Source organism: Massilia cellulosiltytica (genome assembly GCF_047325105.1).
Taxonomy (GTDB): Bacteria; Pseudomonadota; Gammaproteobacteria; order Burkholderiales; family Burkholderiaceae_D; genus Telluria; species Telluria orientalis.
On the sequence record NZ_CP168562.1, the window covers coordinates 2,309,534 to 2,333,290 of the forward strand.

At 64.9% G+C, this 23,757-nt stretch carries 24 protein-coding genes and 1 tRNA gene; 18 read left to right on the forward strand and 7 right to left on the reverse strand.

Annotated elements, in window-relative coordinates:
• Positions 1-68: 68 nt before the first annotated feature.
• Positions 69-1,361: an amidohydrolase family protein gene (locus ACEN9H_RS10355; RefSeq protein ID WP_413674695.1), complete on the reverse strand. Its 1,293-nt coding sequence runs from the start codon at positions 1,359-1,361 to the stop codon at positions 69-71.
• A gap of 73 nt (positions 1,362-1,434) precedes the next feature.
• On the opposite strand from ACEN9H_RS10355, the gene ACEN9H_RS10360 reads away from it, so the two are divergent.
• Positions 1,435-2,007: a hypothetical protein gene (locus ACEN9H_RS10360; RefSeq protein WP_413674696.1), complete on the forward strand. Its 573-nt coding sequence runs from the start codon at positions 1,435-1,437 to the stop codon at positions 2,005-2,007.
• 10 nt (positions 2,008-2,017) lie between these two features.
• Here ACEN9H_RS10360 and ACEN9H_RS10365 read toward each other — a convergent pair whose 3' ends face one another.
• Both ACEN9H_RS10365 and ACEN9H_RS10370 read right to left on the reverse strand, forming a co-directional pair.
• Positions 2,018-2,401 (reverse strand): hypothetical protein, encoded by a 384-nt coding sequence (locus ACEN9H_RS10365; protein ID WP_160407634.1) that lies wholly within the window; start codon positions 2,399-2,401, stop codon positions 2,018-2,020.
• Positions 2,402-3,196 carry a 3-hydroxybutyrate dehydrogenase gene (locus ACEN9H_RS10370; protein WP_056135375.1) on the reverse strand — a complete coding sequence of 265 codons (795 nt, stop codon included), beginning with the start codon at positions 3,194-3,196 and terminating at the stop codon, positions 2,402-2,404. It lies immediately after the preceding gene.
• A gap of 153 nt (positions 3,197-3,349) precedes the next feature.
• On the opposite strand from ACEN9H_RS10370, the gene ACEN9H_RS10375 reads away from it, so the two are divergent.
• The 6 genes from ACEN9H_RS10375 (at position 3,350) to ACEN9H_RS10400 (ending at position 9,281) form a co-directional block, all read left to right on the forward strand.
• Positions 3,350-4,222, forward strand: a complete 873-nt coding sequence (locus ACEN9H_RS10375; protein ID WP_413674697.1) for an alpha/beta fold hydrolase — start codon at positions 3,350-3,352, stop codon at positions 4,220-4,222.
• Positions 4,223-4,295: 73 nt separating this feature from the next.
• Positions 4,296-4,646: a RidA family protein gene (locus ACEN9H_RS10380; protein WP_036228482.1), complete on the forward strand. Its 351-nt coding sequence runs from the start codon at positions 4,296-4,298 to the stop codon at positions 4,644-4,646.
• Between the two features lie 9 nt (positions 4,647-4,655).
• A complete protein-coding gene (locus tag ACEN9H_RS10385) occupies positions 4,656-6,896 on the forward strand; it encodes a RelA/SpoT family protein (RefSeq protein ID WP_056135367.1) in 2,241 nt (746 codons plus the stop codon).
• 81 nt (positions 6,897-6,977) lie between these two features.
• Positions 6,978-7,703, forward strand: coding sequence for an ABC transporter permease (locus ACEN9H_RS10390; protein ID WP_371768436.1), 726 nt, complete (start codon positions 6,978-6,980; stop codon positions 7,701-7,703).
• 13 nt (positions 7,704-7,716) lie between these two features.
• The gene (locus tag ACEN9H_RS10395) at positions 7,717-8,652 is read left to right on the forward strand and encodes an MlaD family protein (protein ID WP_413674698.1); all 936 of its coding nucleotides are present in this window, start codon (positions 7,717-7,719) and stop codon (positions 8,650-8,652) included.
• Positions 8,649-9,281 carry a hypothetical protein gene (locus ACEN9H_RS10400; RefSeq protein WP_413674699.1) on the forward strand — a complete coding sequence of 211 codons (633 nt, stop codon included), beginning with the start codon at positions 8,649-8,651 and terminating at the stop codon, positions 9,279-9,281. The genes ACEN9H_RS10395 and ACEN9H_RS10400 overlap by 4 nt, the downstream gene beginning before the upstream one ends.
• Here the strand turns inward: ACEN9H_RS10400 and ACEN9H_RS10405 are convergent, their stop codons facing one another.
• The 3 genes from ACEN9H_RS10405 to ACEN9H_RS10415 all read right to left on the reverse strand — a co-directional run bounded on the left by ACEN9H_RS10405 (position 9,282) and on the right by ACEN9H_RS10415 (position 11,698).
• Positions 9,282-9,698, reverse strand: coding sequence for a hypothetical protein (locus ACEN9H_RS10405; protein WP_413674700.1), 417 nt, complete (start codon positions 9,696-9,698; stop codon positions 9,282-9,284).
• 13 nt (positions 9,699-9,711) lie between these two features.
• Positions 9,712-10,701, reverse strand: coding sequence for an NAD(P)/FAD-dependent oxidoreductase (locus ACEN9H_RS10410; protein ID WP_413674701.1), 990 nt, complete (start codon positions 10,699-10,701; stop codon positions 9,712-9,714).
• A 70-nt stretch (positions 10,702-10,771) separates the two neighbouring features.
• Positions 10,772-11,698, reverse strand: coding sequence for a cation diffusion facilitator family transporter (locus ACEN9H_RS10415; protein WP_413674702.1), 927 nt, complete (start codon positions 11,696-11,698; stop codon positions 10,772-10,774).
• Between the two features lie 85 nt (positions 11,699-11,783).
• On the opposite strand from ACEN9H_RS10415, the gene ACEN9H_RS10420 reads away from it, so the two are divergent.
• The 11 genes from ACEN9H_RS10420 (at position 11,784) to ACEN9H_RS10470 (ending at position 22,705) form a co-directional block, all read left to right on the forward strand.
• Positions 11,784-11,860, forward strand: a tRNA-Val gene (locus ACEN9H_RS10420).
• A gap of 261 nt (positions 11,861-12,121) precedes the next feature.
• Entirely contained in the window at positions 12,122-14,032 is a 1,911-nt protein-coding gene (thrS, locus tag ACEN9H_RS10425; RefSeq protein ID WP_413674703.1) for a threonine--tRNA ligase, read from the forward strand.
• A 26-nt stretch (positions 14,033-14,058) separates the two neighbouring features.
• A complete protein-coding gene (gene infC, locus ACEN9H_RS10430) occupies positions 14,059-14,610 on the forward strand; it encodes a translation initiation factor IF-3 (protein WP_267873880.1) in 552 nt (183 codons plus the stop codon).
• A 283-nt stretch (positions 14,611-14,893) separates the two neighbouring features.
• The gene (rpmI, locus tag ACEN9H_RS10435; RefSeq protein ID WP_056135342.1) at positions 14,894-15,091 is read left to right on the forward strand and encodes a 50S ribosomal protein L35; all 198 of its coding nucleotides are present in this window, start codon (positions 14,894-14,896) and stop codon (positions 15,089-15,091) included.
• 20 nt (positions 15,092-15,111) lie between these two features.
• A complete protein-coding gene (gene rplT / locus ACEN9H_RS10440; RefSeq protein ID WP_056135339.1) occupies positions 15,112-15,471 on the forward strand; it encodes a 50S ribosomal protein L20 in 360 nt (119 codons plus the stop codon).
• A 138-nt stretch (positions 15,472-15,609) separates the two neighbouring features.
• Positions 15,610-16,626 carry a phenylalanine--tRNA ligase subunit alpha gene (gene pheS / locus ACEN9H_RS10445; RefSeq protein WP_160407640.1) on the forward strand — a complete coding sequence of 339 codons (1,017 nt, stop codon included), beginning with the start codon at positions 15,610-15,612 and terminating at the stop codon, positions 16,624-16,626.
• 33 nt (positions 16,627-16,659) lie between these two features.
• Positions 16,660-19,086: a phenylalanine--tRNA ligase subunit beta gene (gene pheT, locus ACEN9H_RS10450; RefSeq protein ID WP_413674704.1), complete on the forward strand. Its 2,427-nt coding sequence runs from the start codon at positions 16,660-16,662 to the stop codon at positions 19,084-19,086.
• Between the two features lie 149 nt (positions 19,087-19,235).
• Positions 19,236-19,631 carry an integration host factor subunit alpha gene (locus ACEN9H_RS10455; protein WP_056135976.1) on the forward strand — a complete coding sequence of 132 codons (396 nt, stop codon included), beginning with the start codon at positions 19,236-19,238 and terminating at the stop codon, positions 19,629-19,631.
• A gap of 24 nt (positions 19,632-19,655) precedes the next feature.
• A complete protein-coding gene (locus tag ACEN9H_RS10460) occupies positions 19,656-20,063 on the forward strand; it encodes a MerR family transcriptional regulator (protein ID WP_413674705.1) in 408 nt (135 codons plus the stop codon).
• Between the two features lie 179 nt (positions 20,064-20,242).
• Complete coding sequence (locus tag ACEN9H_RS10465; protein ID WP_036228513.1) at positions 20,243-20,875, forward strand: response regulator transcription factor; 633 nt, start codon at positions 20,243-20,245, stop codon at positions 20,873-20,875.
• A gap of 204 nt (positions 20,876-21,079) precedes the next feature.
• Complete coding sequence (locus ACEN9H_RS10470) at positions 21,080-22,705, forward strand: CHASE3 domain-containing protein (RefSeq protein WP_413674706.1); 1,626 nt, start codon at positions 21,080-21,082, stop codon at positions 22,703-22,705.
• On the opposite strand, the gene ACEN9H_RS10475 is transcribed toward ACEN9H_RS10470, so the two are convergent.
• Positions 22,659-23,474, reverse strand: a complete 816-nt coding sequence (locus ACEN9H_RS10475) for a Crp/Fnr family transcriptional regulator (RefSeq protein WP_056135328.1) — start codon at positions 23,472-23,474, stop codon at positions 22,659-22,661. The genes ACEN9H_RS10470 and ACEN9H_RS10475 overlap by 47 nt on opposite strands.
• Positions 23,475-23,757: the final 283 nt, after the last annotated feature.

The following is a 23,757-nucleotide window of genomic DNA, read 5'->3' on the forward strand; positions in this document are numbered from 1 at the left end:
TGCATCGGCTATTGTGGAAAACCGCAACGCCGCAGCGGATATCAGGCATGGCGATCGGTGAATAACGCTCATCGAATTCCTGGCTGATTCCGGTACACCATGCCGCCCTTCATCACGAAGTCCACCTTGCGCAGCGCAGCAATATCCGCCGTCGGATCGCCGTCGACCGCGACGACGTCCGCCAGCATGCCGTTGCGGATCGCGCCCAGGTCCTTGCGGTCGAGGATGCCGGCGGCGACGACCGTCGCGGCGCGCAGCGCTTCCGTCGGGCTCATGCCCAGGCGGACCATCCACTCCAGTTCGCGCTCGTTCGTGCCGTGCGCAAACACGCCGACGTAGCTTCCGTTGCCGATGGTCACGCCCAGCTTGCGGGCGAGGCGGAAGGCGCGCTCGGCCTGCTGCATCGCGGGCGTGGGCGCGCCGCCGCGGACGTGGCGCTGGAAGTATTCGCCGATCGCTTCCGGCGCCGTCAACGTGGGCACGTACGCCACCTTGCGTTCCAGCATCAGCCTGAACGTCGCTTCGCTGGCGCCATAACCATGTTCGATCGTGTCGACGCCGGCCAGCACGGCCAGCCGGATCGCGTCGTCGCTGCTGGCATGCGCGGCGACCTTGCGGCCGCTTGCGTGCGCGGCCGCGACGATCGCCTTCATTTCCTCCAGCGTGAACGTGGGGCGCGTGCCGCCGTCCGCGCCCGTGCGGTAGTCGGCATAGAACTTGATCCAGTCGGCGCCGCGGGCGGCCTGCTCGCGCACGGCCTTCGTCGCCTCGTCCGCGCCCGTCGCCTGCTGGGCGCCGTACGGGATGTCCATGTCCGGACGATAGCTGCGTTCGGCCGGCCCGTAGCTCGCCGTGGCGACGATGGCGCGCGTGGCGACGAGCAGGCGCGGGCCGGGGACCTGTCCTTCCTCGATGGCGCGCTTGATGCCGACGTCCGCATAGCCCGCGCCTTCCGTGCCGAGGTCGCGCAACGTGGTGAAGCCGGCCTGCAGGGTGTCGGCCGCGTGGCGCACGGCCAGCGCGACGCGGTAGGCCGGCGCTTCCTTCAGCACCTGGTCGTCCCACGTCGTTTCGTTGTAGGGATGGAGCAGCACGTGCGAGTGCAGGTCGATGAGCCCCGGGATCAGGGTCTTGCCAGGCAGCGCGATGCGGTCGACGTCGGCGGGGACGGGCAGGGTCGCGGTCGGCCCCACGCCCTGGATGCGGCCCTGCGCGACGAGTACGCTCCAGCCGGCGTGCGGCGCGCCGTCGCCGGTCCAGACTTGATCCGGCGTGAGCAGCGCGGGACGCTGGTCGGCGGCGTGTGCGCCCTGCATCATGCAGCCCAGCAGGGCCAGCGTCGCCAGGAGTGCTCGCATCATGTGTCCTTTCTCGTCGTGTGAATCGGAAAGGCGATCATAGCCGAGCAAGAGGCGGATGGCTTATCATGGACGGATGACGCCGAAAATCCTCATCCCCCTGCTGGCTGCGCTGTGCGCGTGCACCGCATCCGCGCAAGAACCCGCGCACCTGATGCAGAAGATCGCGGGCGTATACAAGCACCGCTTCATGAGCGCCACGATCACGCCCGGCAAGGCGCCCGGCGAGGCGGATGTGCCATACCAGGCCGAGGACGTCATCGAGATCGTTCCCTACGATGCCGATCACGTGTACGTGCGCGCCCACCTCGATTTCTACAACGGCCACATGTGCGACATCGCCGGCATGGGCCGGTATGAACAGGGTGCGTTCGTCTACCACGATCCGGCGCCGTCGCCGCTGCCGGAAGCCCCGCAATGCGCATTGCGGGTGAGCGTGGAGCACGGCCAGCTGACGCTCACCGACCGTGCCACGCCCGACGCCGTCTCGAGCTGCCGGGCGTATTGCGGCGTGCGCGGTAGCCTGGAGTATTCGATTGGCATGGACAAGCGCCGCCCGATCCGCTACCTGGACCGCCTGAAGGCGTCGCGGGAATACCGGAAGGCGATCGACGACCTGCACGCGACCGAGCCGCAGACGGCGCCCTGACCGGACAGTATCATTCGAGATCCTGCATCGCCTGCGCGATGCCGGTCTCGACGTCATGCAGGAACGCCGCGCCCTTGGCCGACAGCGCGATGCCGGGCACGGCCAGTTCGACGAGGCAGGCGAGCGCCTGCCGGAACCATTCCATGTCGGTGCCCATCAGCGGCAGCGCGTGGGCGTCGACGAGATAGTGCACGGCGCGGGCCAGCAGCGCGGTGTCGCGGCCGGCACTGGCGACGAGCAGCGCGAAGTCGGCCGCTTCGCGTTCGAAGCGGTCGGCCAGCGTTTCGAGGATGTCGCGCGACACCTGCGGCTGGCCTGACGCGAGCACGACGTGCGCGAGTTCCAGGCAGGCGTCGTGCAGGCCCGGAATCTCCAGGGGTTCGTCAATGGACATTTATTGCGCGACCCAGCCGCCGTCCATGTTCCACGCGACGCCGCGCACCTGGTTCGCGGCCGGGCTGCAGAAGAACACGGCCAGCGCGCCCAGTTCTTCCGGCGTGACGAATTCGCCCGACGGCTGCTTTTCCAGCAGCAGGTTTTTCTTCGCCTGCTCGTTGCTGATGCCCTCGCGCGCGGCGCGGTCGTCGACCTGCTTCTGCACGAGCGGGGTCAGCACCCAGCCCGGGCAGATCGCGTTGGCGGTGACGCCAGTCGGGGCCGTCTCCAGCGCCGTCGATTTCGTCAGGCCGACGAGGCCGTGCTTGGCGGCGACATACGCCGACTTCTGCGCCGATGCGACGAGGCCGTGGGCCGACGCGAGGTTGATGATGCGGCCCCAGTTCTTCTGCTTCATGTAGGGCAGCGCGAGGCGGGTCGTGTGGAAGGCCGAACTGAGGTTGATGGCGATGATCGCATCCCATTTCTCGACGGGGAAATCCTCGACGTTCGCGACGTACTGGATGCCGGCGTTGTTGACGAGGATGTCGACGCCGCCGAACTTCTCGAGCGCGAACGTCATCATGGCCTGGATCTGGTCGGGCTTCGACATGTCGGCGTTGTGGTAAGCGGTCTGTACGCCGAATTCCTGGCCGATGTCGGTGTACAGCTTTTCGATCTGCTGCGCGTCGCCGAAGCCGTTGAAGACGATGTTGGCGCCTTGCTCGGCCAGCGCGCGGGCGATGCCGAGGCCGATGCCCGAGGTCGAGCCGGTGACGAGTGCAGTCTTGCCGCTTAACATGGTGGATTTCATTCGTTCCTCTTTCTCGTGGACAGTTTCTATGAGAGCCGGGTGGTCCCGGGCCAGACTTGGTAGAATTCTAATCGCTCCACCGGGTAAAATGTTGGCGGCCGCCTGGTCCTTGATGTTCCGGCGGATGCATGGTGATCGTCGGAACTTTTGAAAATGAGCGAACCGAAGCTGAAATCCGTGCTGTGCAGTTCGCCCGCCGGCCTGCACCGCATGGCATACAAGGAGTGGGGCGACCCCGCCAATACGAACGTGCTCGTCTGCGTGCACGGGGTGACGCGCGTGGCGGACGATTTCGACGCGCTGGCGCGGGCCATGAGCGACCGCTACCGTGTCGTCTGCCCGGACGTCGTCGGCCGCGGCCGGTCCGACCGGCTGCGCGACCCGGCGCTGTACGTCATTCCGCAATACGTGGCCGACATGGTGACGCTGATCGCCCGCGTCACGGCCGGGGATGAAGGCGTCGCGTGGTTCGGCACGTCGATGGGCGGCCTGATCGGCATTGCCCTCGCGTCGCTGCCGGACAGTCCGGTCCGGCGCATGGTGCTGAACGACATCGGGCCCGTGCTGGACCCGGTGGCGCTGGCGCGCATCGGCGACTACATCGGCCAGGCCATCCGCTTCGCGACCTTCGCAGAAGGGGCCGCGTACGTGCGGATGGTCTCGACGCCGTTCGGGCCGCACAGCGACGCCCAGTGGGACAAGCTGGCGCGCGACGTGCTCGTGCAGCAGCCGGACGGGCAATGGGCGCTGCACTACGACCTCGGTCTCGCGCAGCCGTTCAAGGCCATGACGCCGGCGAAGGTGGCGCAGGACGAGGCGCGGCTGTGGGCGGCGTACGACGCGATCCGCTGCCCCACGCTGCTCGTGCGGGGCGAGCACTCCAACCTGCTATCGCGCGCGACGGCGGAAGAGATGACGCGGCGCGGACCGAAACCGGCGCTCAGGGAGATCGCCGGCGTGGGCCATGCGCCCACGTTCCTGCAGCCGGAGCAGATCGCGATCGCACGGGAATTTTTGACCGGCTGAGCAAGCCGGAGGTGTTCGGCTCCACGGCCGGGCGAAACGGCCGCAAGGCCTGGTTTTATTACTAGAGAAAAGCATGGAAATCAAACGACTGCACGTAGGCAAACGACTGTCCGAAGTCGCCATCCACAATGGCACGGTGTACCTGGCCGGCCAGGTCGCCAGCGACACGACGCAGGACATCCTCGGCCAGACGCGCGAAGTGCTGGGTCACATCGACCGCCTGCTGGCGGAAGCCGGCAGCGACAAGAGCCGCATCATCTCGACCCAGATCTACATCACCGACATGGCCAACTTCCCGGCCATGAACACCGTGTGGGAAGCGTGGGTCGTGCCGGGCCAGACGCCGCCGCGCGCCACCGTCGAAGCCAAGCTGGCCGATCCGGCCGGCCTGGTCGAAATCGTCGTCGTGGCCGCCCAGGCGTAAGCACACGCGATGGTATCGATTGTCGCGCTCGGCGACGCCACCACCCAGCTGGTCCACGGCCTCGGCCCCGACGACTGCGCGCGCGTAAAGGGCGCGCTCGACTTCGCGGCCGAGCGCTATGTCGAACGCACGGCCGGCACCGGCCAGAGCGCGTTCGAGTTCTCGCTGGGCGTGGCCGGCACGCTTGCGCTGTTGCGCAGCGATGCCGAGACCCGCATCGCCGGCCTGCTGTTCGAGCTGGCGATCGTGGATCCGGGCGTGTCCGAGGCGCTCGAGGAGCGCTTCGGCAAGGAAGTGGCGGACATGGTGCGCGGCGTGCACCAGCTGATCCGCCTGCGCGACCTGACGGCGGCCCAGGCCCCCGTCGGGCGCGGCAAGAATGCGGCCCAGGAGGCCATGGCGCAGGTGGAAACCCTGCGCAAGATGCTGCTGGCGATGGCCAGCGACATGCGCGTCGTGCTGATCCGCCTCGCCTCGTGCGTGACCACGCTGCGCTACTTCGCGGAGCACAAGCGCTTCGACGACGTCACGCGCAACTACGGCCGCGAAGTGCTCGACCTGTACGCACCGCTCGCCAACCGGCTCGGCATCTTCCAGCTGAAATGGGAACTGGAAGACCTGTCGTTCCGGATGATGGAGCCGGACACGTATAAACGCATCGCCAAGATGCTCGAAGAGAAGCGCATGCTGCGCGAGAGCTTCGTGGCGTCGTCGATCGAGCGCCTGCAGAAGGAGCTCGCGGCGGCGGGCATCAAGGCCGAAGTGTTCGGCCGGCCGAAGCACATCTACAGCATCTGGAAGAAGATGCGCGGCAAGGAGCTCGATTTCTCCGAGCTGTACGACGTGCGCGCGTTCCGCGTGATCGTCGACGACATCAAGACGTGCTACACGGTGCTGGGCGTCGTCCACAACATCTGGACGCCGATCCCGAAGGAATTCGACGACTACATCTCGCGCCCGAAGGCGAACGGCTACCAGTCGCTGCACACGGTCGTCACGGCGGAAGACGGACGCCCGCTGGAAGTGCAGATCCGTACCCAGGAGATGCACAACTTCGCCGAGTACGGCGTCGCCGCGCACTGGCGCTACAAGGAAGAAGGCGGCTCGAATTTCAAGAGCCAGGAATACGACGAAAAGATCGCGTGGCTGCGCCAGCTGCTGGCGTGGAAGACGGAAGTCGCGAGTGCCGTCACGGGGCAGGAAGAGCTGCAGCGCGAGTGGGTCGAGAAGCTGAAATCGACGACCCTCGACGACCGCATCTTCGTGCTGACGCCGCAGGCGCGCGTGCTCGAGCTGCCGGTCGGCGCGACCCCGATCGACTTCGCCTACCACCTGCACAGCGAGGTGGGCAACCGCTGCCGCGGCGCCAAAATCGACAACGTGATGGTGCCGCTGAACACGCCGCTGAAGAATGGCCAGACGTGCGAGATCATCACGGCAAAGGGCCCGGCCGGCAGCCAGGGGCCGTCGCGCGACTGGCTCAGCCCCGGCTATACGGTCAGCAGCCGCACGCGGTCGAAGATCCGCGCCTGGTTCCACGCGCTGGAACTGGCCGAGACGCTGGCGCACGGCCGCGCGCTCGTCGAAAAGTCGCTGCAGCGCGAAGGCAAGACCGCGGTCAACCTGGATACGCTGGCGCACAAGCTGGGGTTTGCCAAGGTCGACGACCTGTTCATCGCGGTGGGCAAGGAGAAATTCAGCCTGCGCCACGTGGAAGCCGCACTGCACGACGCGGCGCCGGCGGCCCCGGTGCCGGACGAAGCGGTCGTCAACAAGAGCCGCGCGTCGAGCGTGGAGCAGGGCGCCAAGTCGGGCGTGCTCGTCGTCGGCACGGAAGGCCTCATGACGCAGCTGGCGCGCTGCTGCAAGCCGGCGCCGCCGGATCCGATCATGGGCTTCGTCACGCGCGGCAAGGGCGTGTCGATCCACCGCGCGAGCTGCAAGAACTTCGCCGAGATGGCGGCCCGCAACCCGGAACGCGTGCTCGAGACCGAATGGGGCACGACGGGCCTGGAGACCGTGTTCCCGGTCGATATCTTCATCCTCGCGGCCGACCGCCAGGGCCTGCTCCGCGACATCTCGGAAGTGCTCGCGATCTCGAAGATCAACGTGATCGGCGTGAACACGCAGAGCAGCAAGGGGACCGCGAAGATGGTGTTCACGGCGGAGATCAGCTCGACCGGGCAGCTGCAGAAGGCGCTCGCGGCGATCGCCGAGGTGAAGGGTGTCCAGCAAGCCCGGAGGACATAGGTGCCCATCACCTCCCTCCTGTACGTCAAACCGCGCCTCTGGGGCCACCTGGCCGCGCGCTACGTCGCCAGCTGGTGGTCGATGCTGCACCTGGGCGCCGTGGCGCTCGTGATGGCGCTGACGCCGTCCACGTACCACCGCGCCAACCGCCTCGCCACGTCGCGCTACATCTATGCGAGCACGTGGCAGGTGCTGCCCTGGTTCACGGTGCTGACGGCCCTCGTCAGTCTCGTCATCATCCGCATCGTGCTCGTCACGGCGCAGAGCTATGGCCTGTCGCGCTATGCGCTGGAGATGGTCGTGCGCGTGCTCGTGCTGGAACTGCTGCCGCTGTCGGCCGCGATGTTCGCCGCGCTGCGGGCCGGCATGGCGTTCGATGCCGGTGCCATGGGCCTCGCGCGCAGCGGCATGCCCGCCGGCGAAGCGACGGCCGAGACCTTGCGCCGCCTGCGCCGCGACCTCGTGCCGCAGGTGATCGCCAACGCGTTTTCCGTGCTGAGCCTCGCGATGGTCAGCAGCGTCATCGTGCTCGTGCTCGCGTACCTGAACGTGTATGGCCTGTCGCCATGGGGCCTGCCGGACTACACACGCACGGTGGGCCGCGTGTTCGATCCGACCGTGACCCTCGGCTTCGTGTTCAAGACGGTGCTGTTCGGCCTCGCGGTGGCCGTGATCCCGAGCGCCGCCATCCTGGAACTGCTGCGCCGCCCGCGCCGCCTGCGCACGAACGTGCAGCCGGGCGCGCTGCGGCTGCTGTTCGTGCTGCTGCTGATCGAGGCCAGTTCGCTGGCCGTCAAATACATCTAACGACATTCAAACGATGAGCGACAAAGACACCCCTCCCGACGAACCGAAACACGTGGAAGCGAAGGCGCTGTTCCTGCTCGTCCTGATCGGCGCGCTGATCGTCGCGTTCTTCCTGTACGTGATGTATGCCCGCGGCGTGTTCGAGAAGACGCAGGAACTGGTGCTCGTCGCCGACGATTCCTCCGGCGTCATCCCCGGCATGGACATGACGTTCGCCGGCTTCCCCATCGGGCGCGTGCGCCAGGTGGAGCTGGGCAAGGACGGCAAGGTCAACATCCTGGTCGACATCGCGAAGAACGATGCGAAATGGCTGCGCACGACCAGCGTGTTCACGCTCGAGAGCAGCGTCGTCGGCGAGACCCGGCTGCGCGCCTACAGCGGCGTGCTGACGGATCCGCCGCTGCCGGACCACGCCCAGCGGCCCGTGCTGCGGGGCGACGCGGCGGCCGAGATCCCGCGCCTGATGGCCACGGCGCGCACGCTGCTGGAAAACCTGGAGGCGATGACGCGCGCCGATTCCCACATCGGCAACACGCTGGCCAACGTCGACGCGCTGTCCGGCCGCCTGTCCGGCCGCTACGGCGTGCTGGGCACCGCGCTGGGCGGCGACGCCGAGGCGGAAAAGCTGCTGCAGACCCTGCACCGCGTGGACGCGCTGCTCGCGAAGACCGACCAGCGCGTGTTCGGCAAGAAGGGCGTGATGGACGATGCGCAGAGCGCGATCCGTGAGCTCAACGGCCTGCTGGCCGACGCGCGCGGCACCTTGCAGAAAGCCGACGGCGTGCTGGCCGAGGCGCAGGCCGTCGCGAAGAACGCGCACACCGCCACCGACGACCTGGGCCGCCTGCGCGGCGAGGTCGATGCGAGCCTGCGCAAGGTGAACCGCCTCGTCGACGAGATCAACCGCAAATGGCCGTTCAAGCAGGATACGGAGGTGAAGCTGCCATGATGACCCGATCCCTCATTGCCGCCGCGCTCATCGTATTGTCCGGCTGCGCCAGCAAGCCGCAGCCGCCCGCCTGGGAAGGCGATGCGAAGAGCTCCCTGGACGGTTACACGGACGACTTCCTGCGCGGTGACTCGGCCGCGGCCGACGCCGAGTTCGCGCGCGCCCGCCGCGCGAGCGCCAGCACGGGACGGTTCGACGTCGTCGCCCAGGCGGAACTGGTGCGCTGCGGCGTGAAGGCGGCGGCGCTCGACTACGAATGCCCCGGCTTCGCGGCGCTCGCGAACGAGTCGACGCCGGCCCAGCGCGCGTATGCCGCTTACCTGGACGGCCGCTGGCAGGGGCTCGACGTGAATCTGCTGCCGGAACAGCACCGCACCGTCGTCGCGAGCGGCGCGCTGGCCGGCGTGACCGATCCGCTGGCGCGGCTCGTCGCGGCAGGGGCGCTGCTGAAGGCGGGACGCATCACGCCGGCCGACATCGGCGCCGCTGTCGACACGGCATCCAGCCAGGGCTGGCGCCGGCCGCTGCTGGCGTGGCTGGGCGTGCAGGAACAGCGTGCCCGCGCGGCCGGCGACACGGCCTCGGTGGAACGCATCCGCCGCCGCATCGAACTGGCTTCACAACGCTGATTACTGCACGCGAACGACGCGCGCCGCGCTGTTGTTCGCTTCCAGCTGCAGGTAATAGGCGCCGAGCGCGCCCCGTTCGATCCGCACGGCCGGGTCCAAGAGATCCGGCAGGACGGCATCGACGTCGTCCGCCACGCGCCACACCTGGCCGTTGGCGAGGGTGAGCTGGGTGCCGTAGCGCCAGCCGTCCAGGTGGCCGCGCACGGTGCTGCGGATCGCCGCCGGCTCGTCGTCGACCTTCTGTTCCAGGCGTTTCGCGCCGAAGCGCTGCTCGGCCGGCGCTGCCACGGGCAGCGCTTCGTAGCAGGCCAGCCGGCTCGCCGTATCGGGGAGGGCGCGGCAGCGAAGCACGAGGGCGTCGTCGACGGCGCAGGCGGCGCCGGATGCGCACAGCAGGAGGAGGGCGAGCGTTCTCATCCCCGCATTATAGCTACGCGCTGGTCCCCGGCGCCGCCTCCAGGTGCGGACGAGCGGGCCGCAGCGCGGGCGGCAACTGGTTGTGGATGCGCACGGCCGCGCGCGCCGCCTGGCCCGCCGCCACCGCGATCTGGTTCAGGCCCACGACGACGTCGCCGATCGCGTACAGGCCGGGCACGGTCGTCTGCTGGTGGTCGTCGACGACGATCTCGTCGCACTGCGCCGTGCGCGCGCCCAGCTTCGCGGCGAGGCCCGATCTGGCGTTCTCGCCCAGCATCGGGTAGAACACGTCCGCTTCGTGATCCTGGCCGTCGTCCGTGTGCAGCACGGGTTTCATCGATGCGTCGAGCGTGACGGACAGCAGCGGCGAATCGACGATGCGCACGCCGGCCGCGTCGAGGCGGCGCCGGTCGTCTGCGCTCAGCATCGACGGCGCGCCCCGTTCGAACAGAGTGACGTCCGCGCTGAACGTACGCATGAACAGCGCGTGGCCGACCGGGTTCACGTCGGACGTGGCGACGGCGATGCGCTTGTCGATCACGTCGAAGCCATCGCACACGGGGCACAGGCGCACGGACCCGAACGCGACGGCCTCGCGCCAGTTTTCGATCGGGAGGCCCGCGTCCGCGACGCCCGTCGCCAGCAGCACCGTGTGGGCGCGGACCTGCACGATGTCGTCGATGCCTTCGGGCTGGTAGTCGCCGACGAACAGGCCGTCCTCGATGCGCAGGTCGACGATCTCTCCCGGCATCACGCTGCCGCCGTAGCGCTGCAGCTGCGACGCGAGGTTGCCCAGCAGGATGTGGCCGGGCACGCCTTCGGGAAAGCCGGGGTAGTTGTGCGAGACGGGGATCAGGCGCAGGCGGCTGTTGCCCTTGTCGACGAGTGCGACGTTGCGCGTGAAGCGGCGCAGGTAGATGGCGGCGGTCAGGCCGCCCGGGCCGCCGCCTACGATCAGCGTGTCGTAGACATGTGCGGTGGCGAGTTCTGAGGAGGTAGGCATGTGCCGATTATCCACAGGCGGCCTGCGGCTGGGCTATCGGCGCGTGTCCCGAGGCCGGGTCGGAACCGGCTTACAGCGTGTCGGAGCAGTCGCGCAGTTCGGGCTGCAAGGTGACGTGGTCGATGCCGTGCTTGTCGAGCAGCATGTATTTCACCGCGCGCAGCACGTCGGGCCAGGCGTTCAGGTCGTCGATTTCCAGGTGGCCGATCAGCGCGGGCTCGCCCGGCGACATGTCCCATACGTGCAGGTCGTGCACGGAGCGCACGCCCGGGATGCCAGCGAGGTCGGCGCCGATTTTCAGGTAGTCGATCTGGTACGGCACGCCTTCCATCAGGAAGTGGTAGGACTCGCGCAGCACGCTCACGGTCGACTTGAGGATCAGCAGCGACACGAAGATCGACAGGATCGGGTCGATGCGCACCCAGCCGGTGAAATGGATGACGGCGCCCGCGGCGATGGCGGCGATGGAGCCGAGCAGGTCGCCCAGCACGTTGACGAGGGCGGCGCGCGTGTTGATGCTCTGCTCGTCGCGCGACAGCACCCATGCGACGGCGATGTTGATGCACGCGCCGATCGCGGCGACGATCAGCACGGTCTTGCCGCCCACGTGTTCGGGATGCGCGAGGCGCTGGACGGCTTCGTAGACGATCCAGCCGACGAGCAGCAGCATGGCGAGGCTGTTCACGAAGGCGGCGAGCGCCTCCGCGCGCACGAAGCCGAACGAATGGCGCGCGGACGGCGGCCGCCGCGCGATCAGCTGGGCCAGCAGCGCGAGGCCGAGGGCGGCGGCATCGGTGACCATGTGGCCGGCGTCCGAGATCAGTGCGAGCGAATTCGACAGGAAGCCGCTGACGGCCTCCACCAGCGCATACAGCAGGGTCAGCCCGAGCGCGATGGCCATCGCCCATTGGCTGCGGCCTTCGATCGTGTGGGCGTGGCGGGCGTCGCCGTCGAGGTGGGCGTGGAGGTGGGCGGAGGAGCCGGCTTGGTCGGACATGAAAGTGAGGGAATCGGAAAACAGGCGGCAGTATACCCGGCGTCCTTGCAGAATAGTGTCCGATCCCCTTATAATAGCGGCATACGGGCGGTTAGTTCAGCTGGTTAGAATACTTGGTCGACATCCAAGGGGTCGCAGATTCGAATTCTGCACCGCCCACCAGAACACCAAGACAAGCGCGGGGAACTTCGGTTTTCCGCTCTTGTCGTCAGTAAGAGCGAGAAAGGCACGAACGGTTATGACACCGCGAACTACAACGACGTTGTGGGGGAATCGCTAGACGCGGTAGGGTGTCATATTGTCTTTCGCAGCAACTCGACGACACTGAAGAAAACGCGCCTGGTGCGCGTTTTTTTTCGTCCAAAACTTTCCAGTTTCAAACTTATTAACCTGAACGGGCGCATGGCGCCGATGGAGCTCACAATGTTGAATGTTCGCCTCCCGGACGGCTCGAGCCGTCAATTCGAAGGTCCGGTGACGGTCGCCCAGGTGGCGTCCAGCATCGCCCCGAGCCTGGCCAAGGCCGCGCTGGCCGGCAAGGTCGACGGCAAGGTCGTCGACACGTCGTTCCTGATCGAGAAGGATGCCGACCTGGCCATCGTCACGGACAAGGATCCGGAAGGCCTGGACGTCATCCGCCACTCGACCGCCCACCTGCTGGCGTATGCTGTCAAGGAATTGTTCCCGGAAGCGCAGGTCACCATCGGCCCCGTGATCGACAACGGTTTCTACTACGACTTCTCGTACAAGCGCCCGTTCACCCCGGACGACCTGCAAGCCATCGAGAAGAAGATGGCCGAGCTCGCCAAGAAGGATGAGCCAGTCACCCGCAAGGTGCTGCCGCGCGACGAAGCCGTGGCGTACTTCAAATCGATCGGCGAAGACTACAAGGCCGAGATCATCGCGTCGATCCCGGCGAACGAGGACGTGTCGCTGTACACCGAAGGCAAGTTCACCGACCTGTGCCGCGGTCCGCACGTGCCGTCGACCGGCAAGCTGAAAGTGTTCAAGCTGATGAAGCTCGCGGGCGCGTACTGGCGCGGCGACTCGAAGAACGAGATGCTGCAGCGTGTCTACGGCACCGCCTGGGCGAAGAAGGAAGACCAGGAGCAATACCTGCACATGCTGGAAGAAGCCGAGAAGCGCGATCACCGCAAGCTGGGCAAGCAACTGGATTTCTTCCACTTCCAGGACGAGGCGCCGGGCCTGATCTTCTGGCACCCGAAGGGCTGGACCATCTGGCAGCAGATCGAGCAATACATGCGCAAGACCTACCAGGTCACCGGCTACAACGAGGTGAAGGCGCCGCAGATCATCGACGTCAGCCTGTGGCAGAAGACCGGTCACTGGGACAATTATCGTGAAAACATGTTCACGACCGAGTCGGAAAATCGCACCTATGCGCTGAAGCCGATGAACTGCCCGGGCCACGTGCAGATCTATAACGCGGGCCTGCGTTCGTACCGCGACCTGCCGCTGCGCTACGGCGAGTTCGGCCAGTGCCACCGCAACGAATCGTCGGGCGCGCTGCACGGCCTGATGCGCGTGCGCGGCTTCACCCAGGACGACGGCCACGTCTTTTGTACTGAAGATCAAATTGCGCCGGAAGTCGTCGCGTTCCACGCCCAGGCGATGAAGGTGTACGAGGACTTCGGCTTCGACAACATCGACGTCAAGATCGCGCTGCGTCCGGAAAACCGCATCGGTTCCGACGAGGTGTGGGACCAGGCCGAAGAAGCGCTGCGTTCCGCGCTGCGCGGCTGCGGCGTGACCTGGACGGAGCTGCCGGGCGAGGGCGCGTTCTACGGTCCGAAGATCGAATACCACCTGAAGGATAGCCTCGGCCGTCCGTGGCAGGTCGGCACGATGCAGGTCGACTTCTCGATGCCGGGCCGTCTCGGCGCGGAATATGTCGCAGAAGACAATTCCCGCAAGGTGCCCGTGATGCTGCACCGCGCGATCGTCGGCTCGATGGAGCGCTTCATCGGCATCCTGATCGAGAACTACGCGGGCGCGCTGCCGCTGTGGCTGGCGCCGGTCCAGGTTGCCATCTTGAACATCTCCGATGCGCAGGCCGATTACGTCAAGCAGGTCGAGGCGAAGCTGAAGGCGGCGGGCCTGCGCGTTCACGCTGATTTGCGGAACGAGAAGATTACCTATAAAATTCGGGAGCATTCCGTCCAAAAACTGCCGTACATCCTAGTTGTCGGTGATAAAGAGCGGGATGCCAACACTGTGGCCGTTCGCGCCCGTGGCAATATCGACCTTGGCGTCATGTCGGTCGATGCGCTGCTGGAACGCCTCCAAGGCGAGGTAGCATCCAAGGCGAAGTAATCAAGCACGCGCCTTGAGACGGCCCTATCCATCTTACTTTCAAAGGAAACAACATAGCTACTGACAAGTCGTCACATCGCATCAATGGCGAAATCAACTACCCGGAAATGCGTCTGAACGGGATAGACAACGAGCCGCTGGGCATTGTGAGCCTGGCCGAGGCGTTTCGTCTGGCTGAAGAAGCGAACGTGGACCTGGTGGAAATCGCGCCGAACGCGGTTCCCCCGGTCTGCCGCCTGATGGACTACGGCAAGTTCAAGTATTCGGAGCAGAAGAAGGCGCACGAAGCGAAGCTGAAGCAGAAGATCATCCAGGTCAAGGAAATCAAGTTCCGTCCAGGTACGGACGAGGGTGATTACAGCATCAAGCTGCGTAACCTGATCAAGTTCCTGGAAGAGGGTGACAAGACCAAGATTACGCTGCGCTTCCGTGGCCGCGAGATGGCTCACCAGGATATCGGCCAGCGCATGCTGGAGCGTCTGCGCGGCGACCTCGAGCCGTACGGCCAGGTCGAGCAGTTTCCGAAGCTGGAAGGTCGCCAGATGATCATGGTGGTCGCGCCGAAGAAGAAGAAGTAATTCTTCGTGCAGTCAAGCCGGGCCAGGCCCGGGCCCCGGGTGCGTCCCGCGGCCTGGGCTTGGCCTATTCCACTTTATGGTTTCTCGTGTGCATCGCTCGGATGTGCACGGGCGTAAAACTGTGCTAGAATCTGCGGTTCCCATGTTCGCAAGGACGGGGAAGCAAGACTGTAGTGGACCCGCTTCCGCTGCAGAGACAAGTGAAAGTAGGCATCCAAGAGCAGCGTTGCTGCCACCTGCAATCCTGTCACATATGAGGCTGCCTGTAAGAGGGCAGAAGACTATGCCGAAAATGAAAACCAAAAGCTCCGCGAAAAAGCGTTTTCGCGTGCGCCCGGGTGGTACCGTCAAATCGGGTATGGCGTTCAAGCGTCACATCCTGACCAAGAAAACCACCAAGAACAAGCGCCAGCTGCGTGGCACCCGCAACATCAATGCGTCCGACGTCCAGAGCGTCTACCGCATGATGCCGTCTGCTTAATCTCACACTAAGGAGCTAATATGCCTCGAGTAAAACGTGGGGTTACTGCACGTGCCCGTCACAAGAAGGTTCTTGCGCTTGCCAAAGGTTATCGTGGCCGCCGCAGCAAAGTATTCCGTATTGCCAAGCAAGCAGTCATGCGCGCTGGCCAGTACGCATACCGCGACCGCCGCAACAAGAAGCGCGTTTTCCGCGCACTGTGGATCACCCGTATCAACGCGGCTTCGCGTTCGCACGGCATGACCTACAGCGCATTCATGAACGGCCTGAAGAAAGCCGCGATTGAACTGGACCGTAAAGTCCTGGCCGACATGGCTGTCAACGACAAGCCGGCTTTTGCCGCTATCGTGAACACCGTCAAGGCAAAGCTGGCTGCTTAATTTCAGACAGCGAACGCAAGATCAGCATCGCGCCGCCGCAGGGTGGCCGATGCGCAAAGGACGGGGCAAAGGTTTCACGACCGATGCCCTGTTTTTGTTTCTGGCGTCTCCCGCCATCAAAACAGGAAAAGAATACGCATGAACTCGCTGGAAGAACTCGTCGTCTCGGCCCAGTCTGACTTTGGCGCCGCACAAGACGCTGCCGCGCTGGAAAACGCAAAAGCGAAATACCTGGGCAAGACCGGCCAGGTGACCGACCTGATGAAGGGCCTCGGCAAGCTCGATCCCGAACAGCGCAAGGCGCAGGGCGCCCTGATCAACGCCGCCAAAGAAAAAATCGAACAGGCGTTGACGGCCCGCCGCGAGGATCTCGCCAACGCGCAATTGATGGCGCGCCTGAACGCGGAAGCGATCGACGTCACCCTGCCGGGCCGCGGCCGCGCCAAGGGCGGCATCCACCCTGTCATGCGGACCTGGGAACGGGTCGAACAGATCTTCCGCTCGATCGGTTTCGACGTGGCCGACGGCCCCGAGATCGAGACCGACTGGACCAATTTCACCGCGCTGAACAGCCCGGAAAACCACCCGGCACGCTCGATGCAGGACACGTTCTACATCGAAGGCAACGACAGCACGGGCAAGCCGCTGCTGCTGCGCACCCACACGAGTCCGATGCAGGTGCGCTATGCCCGCACGCACACGCCGCCGATCAAGGTGATCGCGCCGGGCCGCACGTACCGCGTCGACAGCGACGCCACGCACTCGCCGATGTTCCACCAGGTCGAAGGCCTGTGGATCGGCGAAGACATCAGCTTTGCCGACCTGAAGGGCGTCTACCTGAACTTCGTGAAGGCATTCTTCGAGACGGACGACCTGCAGGTCCGCTTCCGGCCGTCGTACTTCCCGTTCACGGAACCGTCGGCCGAGATCGACATCGCGTTCGGCTCCGGTCCGCTGAAGGGCCGCTGGCTGGAAGTGTCGGGCGCCGGCCAGGTGCATCCGACGGTCGTCCGCAATTTCGGACTGGATCCGGAAAAATTCATCGGTTTCGCGTTCGGTTCGGGCCTGGAGCGCCTGACCATGCTGCGTTACGGGATCAACGACCTGCGCCTGTTCTACGAGGGCGATCTGCGTTTCCTGAAGCAATTTAATTAAGCCGCAACCGATCGAACAAGAAGGCAAACGAATATGCAATTCTCTGAAAACTGGCTCCGTTCCATGGTCGATCCGAAGATCAATTCGGACGAACTCGCGCACCTGCTCACGATGTCCGGCCTCGAAGTCGAAGAGGTCGAACCGGTCGCGCCGCCGTTCTCGAACGTCGTCGTGGCGGAAGTCAAGGAAGTCGCCAAGCACCCGAACGCGGACCGCCTGAACGTGTGCCAGGTCGACGTCGGCACCGGCACCCTGCTGAACATCGTCTGCGGCGCGCCGAACGTGCGCGCGGGCATGAAGGCCATCTGCGCCATGGCCGGCGCCGTGCTGCCGCCGGGTCCGGACGGCAAGCCGTTCGAAATCAAGGTCGGCAAGCTGCGCGGCGTGGAATCGCAGGGCATGATGTGCTCGGCGAAAGAGCTGAAGCTCTCGGAAGAGAGCAATGGCCTGATGGAGTTGCCGGAAGACGCGCCCGTCGGTCAGAACATCCGCGACTACCTCGGCCTGAACGACCTGAAATTCACGATCAAGCTCACGCCGAACAAGGCGGACTGCCTGTCCGTGCTGGGCGTGGCGCGCGAAGTGTCGGCGCTGACCGGCGTGCCGCTGGCGCTGCCGGCGTTCCGTCCGGCCGTCGTGAATACGGATGAAAAGCTGCCGGTGAAGATCTCGGCGCCGGATCTGTGCGGCCGTTTCTCCGGCCGCGTCATCCGCGGACTGAACGCGAAAGCGGCGACGCCGGAATGGATGAAGCGCCGCCTCGAGCGCAGTGGCCAGCGTTCGGTGTCGGCGCTCGTCGACATCTCGAACTACGTCATGCTGGAAGTGGGCCGTCCGTCGCACGTGTTTGACCTGGACAAGATCCACGGCGGTATGGACGTGCGCTGGGGCCGCAAGGGCGAATCGCTGAAGCTCCTGAACGGCAACACGGTCGAGGTCGACGAGTGGGTCGGCGTGATCTCCGACGAGAAGGAGATTGAGTCGCTGGCCGGCATCATGGGGGGCGATTCCACGGCCGTCACCCTGGACACGACCAACATCTACCTGGAAGCCGCATTCTGGTGGCCGAACGCCATCCAGGGCCGCGCGCGCCGCTACAACTTCTCGACGGATGCCGCGCACCGCTTCGAGCGCGGCGTCGACTACGCGACGACCGTCGAGCACATCGAGCGCATCACGTCGCTGATCGTGGAGATCTGCGGCACGGGCGAGACGAAAGTCGGCCCGGTCGACGACCAGGCGCCGAACGTCCCGCAGCGCAAGCCGGTCACCCTGCGCACCGCGCGCGCCGCGAAGGTCATCGGCGTGCCCGTCACGGACGACATGGTCGCCGACATCTTCACGCGCCTGCACCTGCCGTTCGAGCGCGAGGAGGGTCTCTTCCACGTGACGGCGCCGTCTTACCGTTTCGACATCGAGATCGAGGAAGACCTGATCGAGGAAGTGGCGCGCGTGTATGGCTTCGAAAACATTCCCACGCTGCCGCCGGTGGCCCCGTCGGCGATGCTGATCGAGCCGGAAGACACCCGCTCGCTGTTTGCGATCCGCCACGAACTGGCCGACCTGGGTTACCAGGAAGTCGTGAACATGAGCTTCGTCGAGCAGCAGTGGGAAACGGATTTCGCGAACAATACCGACCCGATCCGCCTGCAGAACCCGATCGCCAGCCAGCTGAGCGTGATGCGTTCATCGCTGATCGGCAGCCTCGTCGCCAACGTGCGCTACAACCTGAACCGCAAGGCCGGCCGCGTGCGCGTGTTCGAAGTGGGTGGCGTGTTCCTGCGCAATGCGAACGTGCAGGACGGTCCGCTGGCCGTCGCCGGATTCGACCAGCCCAAGCGCGTCGCCGCCATCGCCTACGGCCCGGCCGCGGACGAGCAGTGGGGCCAGCCGACCCGGGCCGTCGATTACTTCGACGTCAAGGGCGACCTGGAAGCGCTGTTCGCACCGCGCGCCGTACGTTTCAGCAAGACCGAACACCCGGCGCTGCACCCGGGCCGCTCGGCCACGGTGGAAGTGGACGGCAAGGTCGTCGGCGTCATCGGCGAGCTGCATCCGCGCTGGCTGCAGAAGTACGACCTGCCGCAGGCTCCGGTGCTGTTCGAGGTGGATGCCGACGCGCTGCGCGCGCGCGACGTGCCGCGCTACGCCGAGATTTCCAAGTTCCCGGGCGCCACGCGCGACCTCGCACTGGTGGTGAAACAGGACGTGCCGGCCCAGGCGCTGCTCGACGCTTTCCAGTCGGAACTGGCGTCGAACGCGCTCGGCAAACTCGTGCAAGCCGTTGTTTTATTTGATGAATACCGCGGCAAAGGTTTGGAACAAGATGAAAAAAGTCTTGCTTTCCGCTTTGGCTTGCAAGATACTCAATCGACGCTGCAGGACGATGCGGTCGAGGCCATCATGGCCGCGCTGGCATCCGCGGCGCAACAAAAACACGGCGCAAAACTGCGCGCGTAATAAGGGCTTGCGTGCCTAACAGGGGCGCGGGGAACCCTCCAGTTTCCCACGCCCCCATCCAGAACTTGAAGGTAGGGCTTAAAATTAACAACAACGACGTTGATTCCGCCGTGCTCCAGGAAGCGCTGGCCGCCGACCTGCATCGTGCGATGCTGGTGGCCCGGGTACGGAAGGAAGCGGAAAAGGAGTTGCCGACCCTGACCAAGGCGGAGCTGGCCGAACTGCTGTTCGAGCAGGTCGGTCTGAACAAACGCGAGGCCAAGGACATGGTCGAGACGTTCTTCGACGAGATCCGCAATGCGCTCGAGCGCGGCGAGGCGGTCAAGCTGTCCGGCTTCGGCAACTTCCAGTTGCGCGACAAGCCGCAGCGGCCCGGCCGCAATCCGAAAACCGGGGAAGAAATCCCCATCACGGCGCGCCGCGTCGTGACGTTTCACGCCAGCCAGAAGCTGAAGGCGATGGTCGAAGAGGCCAATCCGGGCAGCCCGCGCAATCCGGACAGCCCCGACGGCCCCGACCATCCTTCCCTGGCGCGTGCAGCCTGATAAAGCCGACACGGCTTGTGAGCGATGAACGACCGACCGAACAAGATGGAACCGACCGTGCTGCCGCCGATCCCGGCGAAGCGCTATTTCACGATTGGCGAAGTCAGCGAATTGTGCGGGGTCAAGCCGCATGTGCTCCGCTACTGGGAGCAGGAATTTACTCAGCTTAAACCGGTCAAACGCCGCGGAAATCGCCGTTATTACCAGCATCACGAAGTGCTGTTGATCCGGCGTATTCGCGAACTGCTGTACGAGCAGGGCTTTACCATCAGCGGGGCACGCAACCGCCTCGATGGGCGCGGCCAGCACGAGGTCGACGCGTTGCCGGAACCGCCACCACCACCGGCCATGCCGACCATCGAGCCGGAAGCATTGCGTGCCGAGCTGCACGCAATTCTCGCACTGCTCAAGCACGGTTCGCCGGCAGCCTGAAGCCCCGCCGAGGGCGCAACGGCCGACGCAGCCAGCTCAGGCGTGCGCGCCTGTTGTTCTGCACCCCGGAGGTGCTAAAATGTCACTTGCAGTTTGCTGACTCAAACGCATGACCTGACCGGAGGCGTGAGGGGCCAGCCTCGGCTCTTTCCTGTATCGGGAAAACTTAAGGGAAGACAATGATACGCGTTGCCATTTGTGACGATCACCAGATAGTTCGAGCAGGTTTCAAACAGATTTTTTCGTCGTCGGGCGAGTTCGAAGTCGTGGCCGAAGGCGCGACGGGACGCGAGGCCCTCGACATCGCACGCCGCGAGATCTGCGACGTGCTGTTGCTGGATATCGCCATGCCGGACCAGAGCGGCATCGATATCCTCCGCACCATTCGACAGGGCCAGCCCAATCTGCCGGTCCTGATCCTGTCCGGCTATCCTGCCCAGCAGTATGCGCTGAACCTGTTCAAGATGGGTGCCAACGGGTACCTGAACAAGGAATGCGACGCGGACGAACTCAAGACTGCCGTCCGTACCGTGTACCAGGGGCGCCGCTACGTCAGCTCGCAGGTCGGCGAATTGCTGGCCCAGAGTTTCGATCGCGATCCGAACACCGCGCTGCATACGGAATTGTCGGACCGTGAATTTCAGGTGTTCCTCCGCCTGGCCAAGGGCGCGACCGTGTCCGACATCGGCAATGCGCTGTCGCTGTCGATCAAGACGGTCTCGACTTACCGTACTCGCATCATGGAAAAGATGGGTCTGCAGTCGAACAGCGACCTGACGTACTACGCCATGAAGAACAACCTGCTCGACTGAGCGGGGTAGGCCGAAAGAACGGATTCCCGTTCTTTCGGCCTGCAACTGTTTTAGCATGTTTGTCATTTGCTATGCAGAATTGTTAATTGCGCGTCGTCATCGCGCCACATTTCTTCGTCCGCACGCCTAATCGAGCTCCATGGCAACTTTTCCCGGTCTATAATGACTCGGACAGGCCAAGCTGCGCGAAAGGAACGACCGAGGATGTTTTTCACCACCGACCCCAAGTTCAGGCCGGTTCGCAGCCTTCCGTTGTACCAGACCCTGCTGTGTGTCGTGTGCGTCCTGATCCTGGTCCTCAACGGCGTAAGCCTGGTCCGCAACCTGGACGGGCTCAAGACTGCCAACGCGCGTCAGGCGCAGGCCGATCGTGTGACGGCCAAGCTGCAGTACCTGAACCTGCTCGTGACCGATGCGGAAAGCGGTTTGCGCGGCTATTACCTGTCCGGTTCCGACACCTATCTGGGCCCGCTGCGCACGGCCGAGCGTGAACTGGACGGCCAGTTCAACACCCTCAAGACGCTGCTGGCCGACAATCCTTCCCAGCTGAAGAATCTCACCCAGCTGCAGAATCTCGTCGTCCGCCGCATCAACCTGATGAACCAGGGCCTGGAAGTCTACCGCCACGGCGGCCTCTCCGACATCGTCGCCATCGCGCAGACGCAGGAAGACAAGACCCATATGGACGAGATCCGCCTGCAGGTGGTGATCATGACGGGCGAACAGAACGAAACGCTGGCCGCACGCAGCGCCGTCTTCTACGACCGTTACCGCCTGGCCGCGCTGCGCGGCCTCGGCATCAACGTGGCGGCACTCGTCACCCTCGTCCTGTTCTACAACCTGATCCGCCGCAGCTTCCGCGCGCGTCTGAATGCCGAGCGGGCCCTGCAACAAACCAATGACCACCTGGAATCGCTCGTCGCGGAACGCACGGAGCAGTTGTCCGTGCTGTCGCGCCACCTGATCCGCGTGTCGGAAGAAGAAAAGGCGAAGCTGGCGCGCGAACTGCACGACGAGATGGGCGCCAACCTGACGGCCATCGGCATGCACCTCGCGGCGGTCACGGACCAGATCAGGACCACGCACCCGGACCATGCGGAGACGCTGGGCCGCGCCCGTGGGGTGCTCGTCGAGACGGTCGAACTGAAGCGCCGCATCGTGGAAGACCTGCGTCCGAGCCTGCTCGACAACCTCGGCCTATCCGCCGCCCTGGAGAGTTATTGCGCAGATTTCGGCCGCACAACGGGCGTCGATTGCGAGGCGCTCATCGAGGGCGACATCGACAGTGCCGGTTCCGCGCAGTCGATCGCGCTGTTCCGCATCGCACAGGAGTCGCTGAACAATGTCGCCAAATACGCCCAGGCGCGCCACGTCATCGTGCACCTGGCGCGCGAAGGCGAAGCCTATACGCTGGAAGTCAGCGACGATGGCGTCGGGATTCCGCCGGACGCGATGCGCCGTCCGAAATCGCACGGCCTGCTGGGGATGCGCGAACGGGCGTTGCTGCTGGGAGGGACGTTGCGGGTGGATCGCGGCGTGAACGGGATCGGGACCTCGGTGCACGCCATCGTTCCGGTGACGGCGCCAGGGGAGACCGACGCCGGCGGGACTGCGTCAGGCGGTGCCCTGGATATCTCGGCGCTGGCCGTGGCGCCTTCGGCAGATCCGGCGGGTCAAGCGCCAGCGGAAGCGGCCGACCTGGCCGAACATCAACTACACAATCATCTACGTGCTGCCCAGGCCCAGTCGCCGCTGGCGACGTCGGGCCGGGATGCGGTGCCGCTCATGCGCGCGACACGTCCATCAGCAGACGGTCATACTCGCTTTTAGCGACCTTGTAGCACTCGCCGGCGTAGTCTTCCAGGCCCTGGCGGTTCAGCACGGTGATGTTGCCGCGGCGGTACTGGATCAGGCCTTCGTCCTGCAGCTTGCCGGCGGCGGCGGTGATGCTTTCGCGGCGCACGCCCAGCATGATCGAGATGAGTTCCTGGGTAACTTTCAATTCATTGCTCGGCGAACGGTCCAGACGGTCCAGCAGCCAGCGGCACAGTTTCTGTTCGATCGAGCTGTGGCGGCCGCCGACGGCGTTCTGGGCCATCTGGGCGAACAGCGCGTTCGTGTAGCGCATCAGCAGCTGGGGCAGGGCGCCGCCCTTGTTGAAGGCGTCGCGCAGGAATTGGGTCTTCAGGCGGTAGCCGTAGCCGGCGCTCTGGACGACGGCGCTGCAGGTGGCGCGCTCGCCCATGAACAGCGACACGCCGACGGCGCCTTCATGGCCGACCACGGCGATTTCCGTCGTGGCGCCGTCTTCCATCACGTACAGGAGGGAGACGATGGCAGTGGTGGGGAAGTACACGTATTCCAGCTTGCTGCCGTATTCGAACAGTTCCTTGCCGAAGGGCAGTGGAACCAGTTCCAGGTGCTCGAACAGGGTTTCCAGGTCTTGGCGCGGCAGGGCCGCGAGCAACTCGTTTTGTTGGGTGCCGCTGTAGCTGACAACCGGGCGGGCGGCCAGTTTGATTTCTTCGCTGGTCGAGGGAATCTGATTCACCGATTGCGCCTTTTTCTGGGCGGCGTTACCGAGTTGGGCGTTATTCATTTTGTCCTCGTTATCTCTGACATACATCACTGGGGCGATTGCTTGGATGGGTTTCCTCATCGCGATGTGTGTACATTAATGCCATAGTCTCTTGCCGAACATAAGACTAGCTGTCGCCCCCATGTAGGCTCTATGCATGATGTTATGTAAGCCCAGTCCTACTAGAGAGAAACTTTCAGTAGAGGGCTTTTTTTGTAACTTCGACAATGGTTTGGCGGCATTAAAACGTTTCGATGGCCGGCCTTTTTTGCCATTCCGGCCACATCCATACGCCCGTCGCGGC

Bases quoted from the DNA above. Each gene is read 5' to 3' on its own strand.
- ACEN9H_RS10355 (WP_413674695.1), bottom strand. From the start codon at position 1,361: ATGATGCGAGCACTCCTGGCGACGCTGGCCCTGCTGGGCTGCATGATG.
- ACEN9H_RS10360 (WP_413674696.1), top strand. From the start codon at position 1,435: ATGACGCCGAAAATCCTCATCCCCCTGCTGGCTGCGCTGTGCGCGTGC.
- ACEN9H_RS10365 (WP_160407634.1), bottom strand. From the start codon at position 2,401: ATGTCCATTGACGAACCCCTGGAGATTCCGGGCCTGCACGACGCCTGC.
- ACEN9H_RS10370 (WP_056135375.1), bottom strand. From the start codon at position 3,196: ATGAAATCCACCATGTTAAGCGGCAAGACTGCACTCGTCACCGGCTCG.
- ACEN9H_RS10375 (WP_413674697.1), top strand. From the start codon at position 3,350: ATGAGCGAACCGAAGCTGAAATCCGTGCTGTGCAGTTCGCCCGCCGGC.
- ACEN9H_RS10380 (WP_036228482.1), top strand. From the start codon at position 4,296: ATGGAAATCAAACGACTGCACGTAGGCAAACGACTGTCCGAAGTCGCC.
- ACEN9H_RS10385 (WP_056135367.1), top strand. From the start codon at position 4,656: ATGGTATCGATTGTCGCGCTCGGCGACGCCACCACCCAGCTGGTCCAC.
- ACEN9H_RS10390 (WP_371768436.1), top strand. From the start codon at position 6,978: ATGCTGCACCTGGGCGCCGTGGCGCTCGTGATGGCGCTGACGCCGTCC.
- ACEN9H_RS10395 (WP_413674698.1), top strand. From the start codon at position 7,717: ATGAGCGACAAAGACACCCCTCCCGACGAACCGAAACACGTGGAAGCG.
- ACEN9H_RS10400 (WP_413674699.1), top strand. From the start codon at position 8,649: ATGATGACCCGATCCCTCATTGCCGCCGCGCTCATCGTATTGTCCGGC.
- ACEN9H_RS10405 (WP_413674700.1), bottom strand. From the start codon at position 9,698: ATGAGAACGCTCGCCCTCCTCCTGCTGTGCGCATCCGGCGCCGCCTGC.
- ACEN9H_RS10410 (WP_413674701.1), bottom strand. From the start codon at position 10,701: ATGCCTACCTCCTCAGAACTCGCCACCGCACATGTCTACGACACGCTG.
- ACEN9H_RS10415 (WP_413674702.1), bottom strand. From the start codon at position 11,698: ATGTCCGACCAAGCCGGCTCCTCCGCCCACCTCCACGCCCACCTCGAC.
- thrS (WP_413674703.1), top strand. From the start codon at position 12,122: ATGTTGAATGTTCGCCTCCCGGACGGCTCGAGCCGTCAATTCGAAGGT.
- rpmI (WP_056135342.1), top strand. From the start codon at position 14,894: ATGCCGAAAATGAAAACCAAAAGCTCCGCGAAAAAGCGTTTTCGCGTG.
- rplT (WP_056135339.1), top strand. From the start codon at position 15,112: ATGCCTCGAGTAAAACGTGGGGTTACTGCACGTGCCCGTCACAAGAAG.
- pheS (WP_160407640.1), top strand. From the start codon at position 15,610: ATGAACTCGCTGGAAGAACTCGTCGTCTCGGCCCAGTCTGACTTTGGC.
- pheT (WP_413674704.1), top strand. From the start codon at position 16,660: ATGCAATTCTCTGAAAACTGGCTCCGTTCCATGGTCGATCCGAAGATC.
- ACEN9H_RS10455 (WP_056135976.1), top strand. From the start codon at position 19,236: ATGCTGGTGGCCCGGGTACGGAAGGAAGCGGAAAAGGAGTTGCCGACC.
- ACEN9H_RS10460 (WP_413674705.1), top strand. From the start codon at position 19,656: ATGAACGACCGACCGAACAAGATGGAACCGACCGTGCTGCCGCCGATC.
- ACEN9H_RS10465 (WP_036228513.1), top strand. From the start codon at position 20,243: ATGATACGCGTTGCCATTTGTGACGATCACCAGATAGTTCGAGCAGGT.
- ACEN9H_RS10470 (WP_413674706.1), top strand. From the start codon at position 21,080: ATGTTTTTCACCACCGACCCCAAGTTCAGGCCGGTTCGCAGCCTTCCG.
- ACEN9H_RS10475 (WP_056135328.1), bottom strand. From the start codon at position 23,474: ATGAATAACGCCCAACTCGGTAACGCCGCCCAGAAAAAGGCGCAATCG.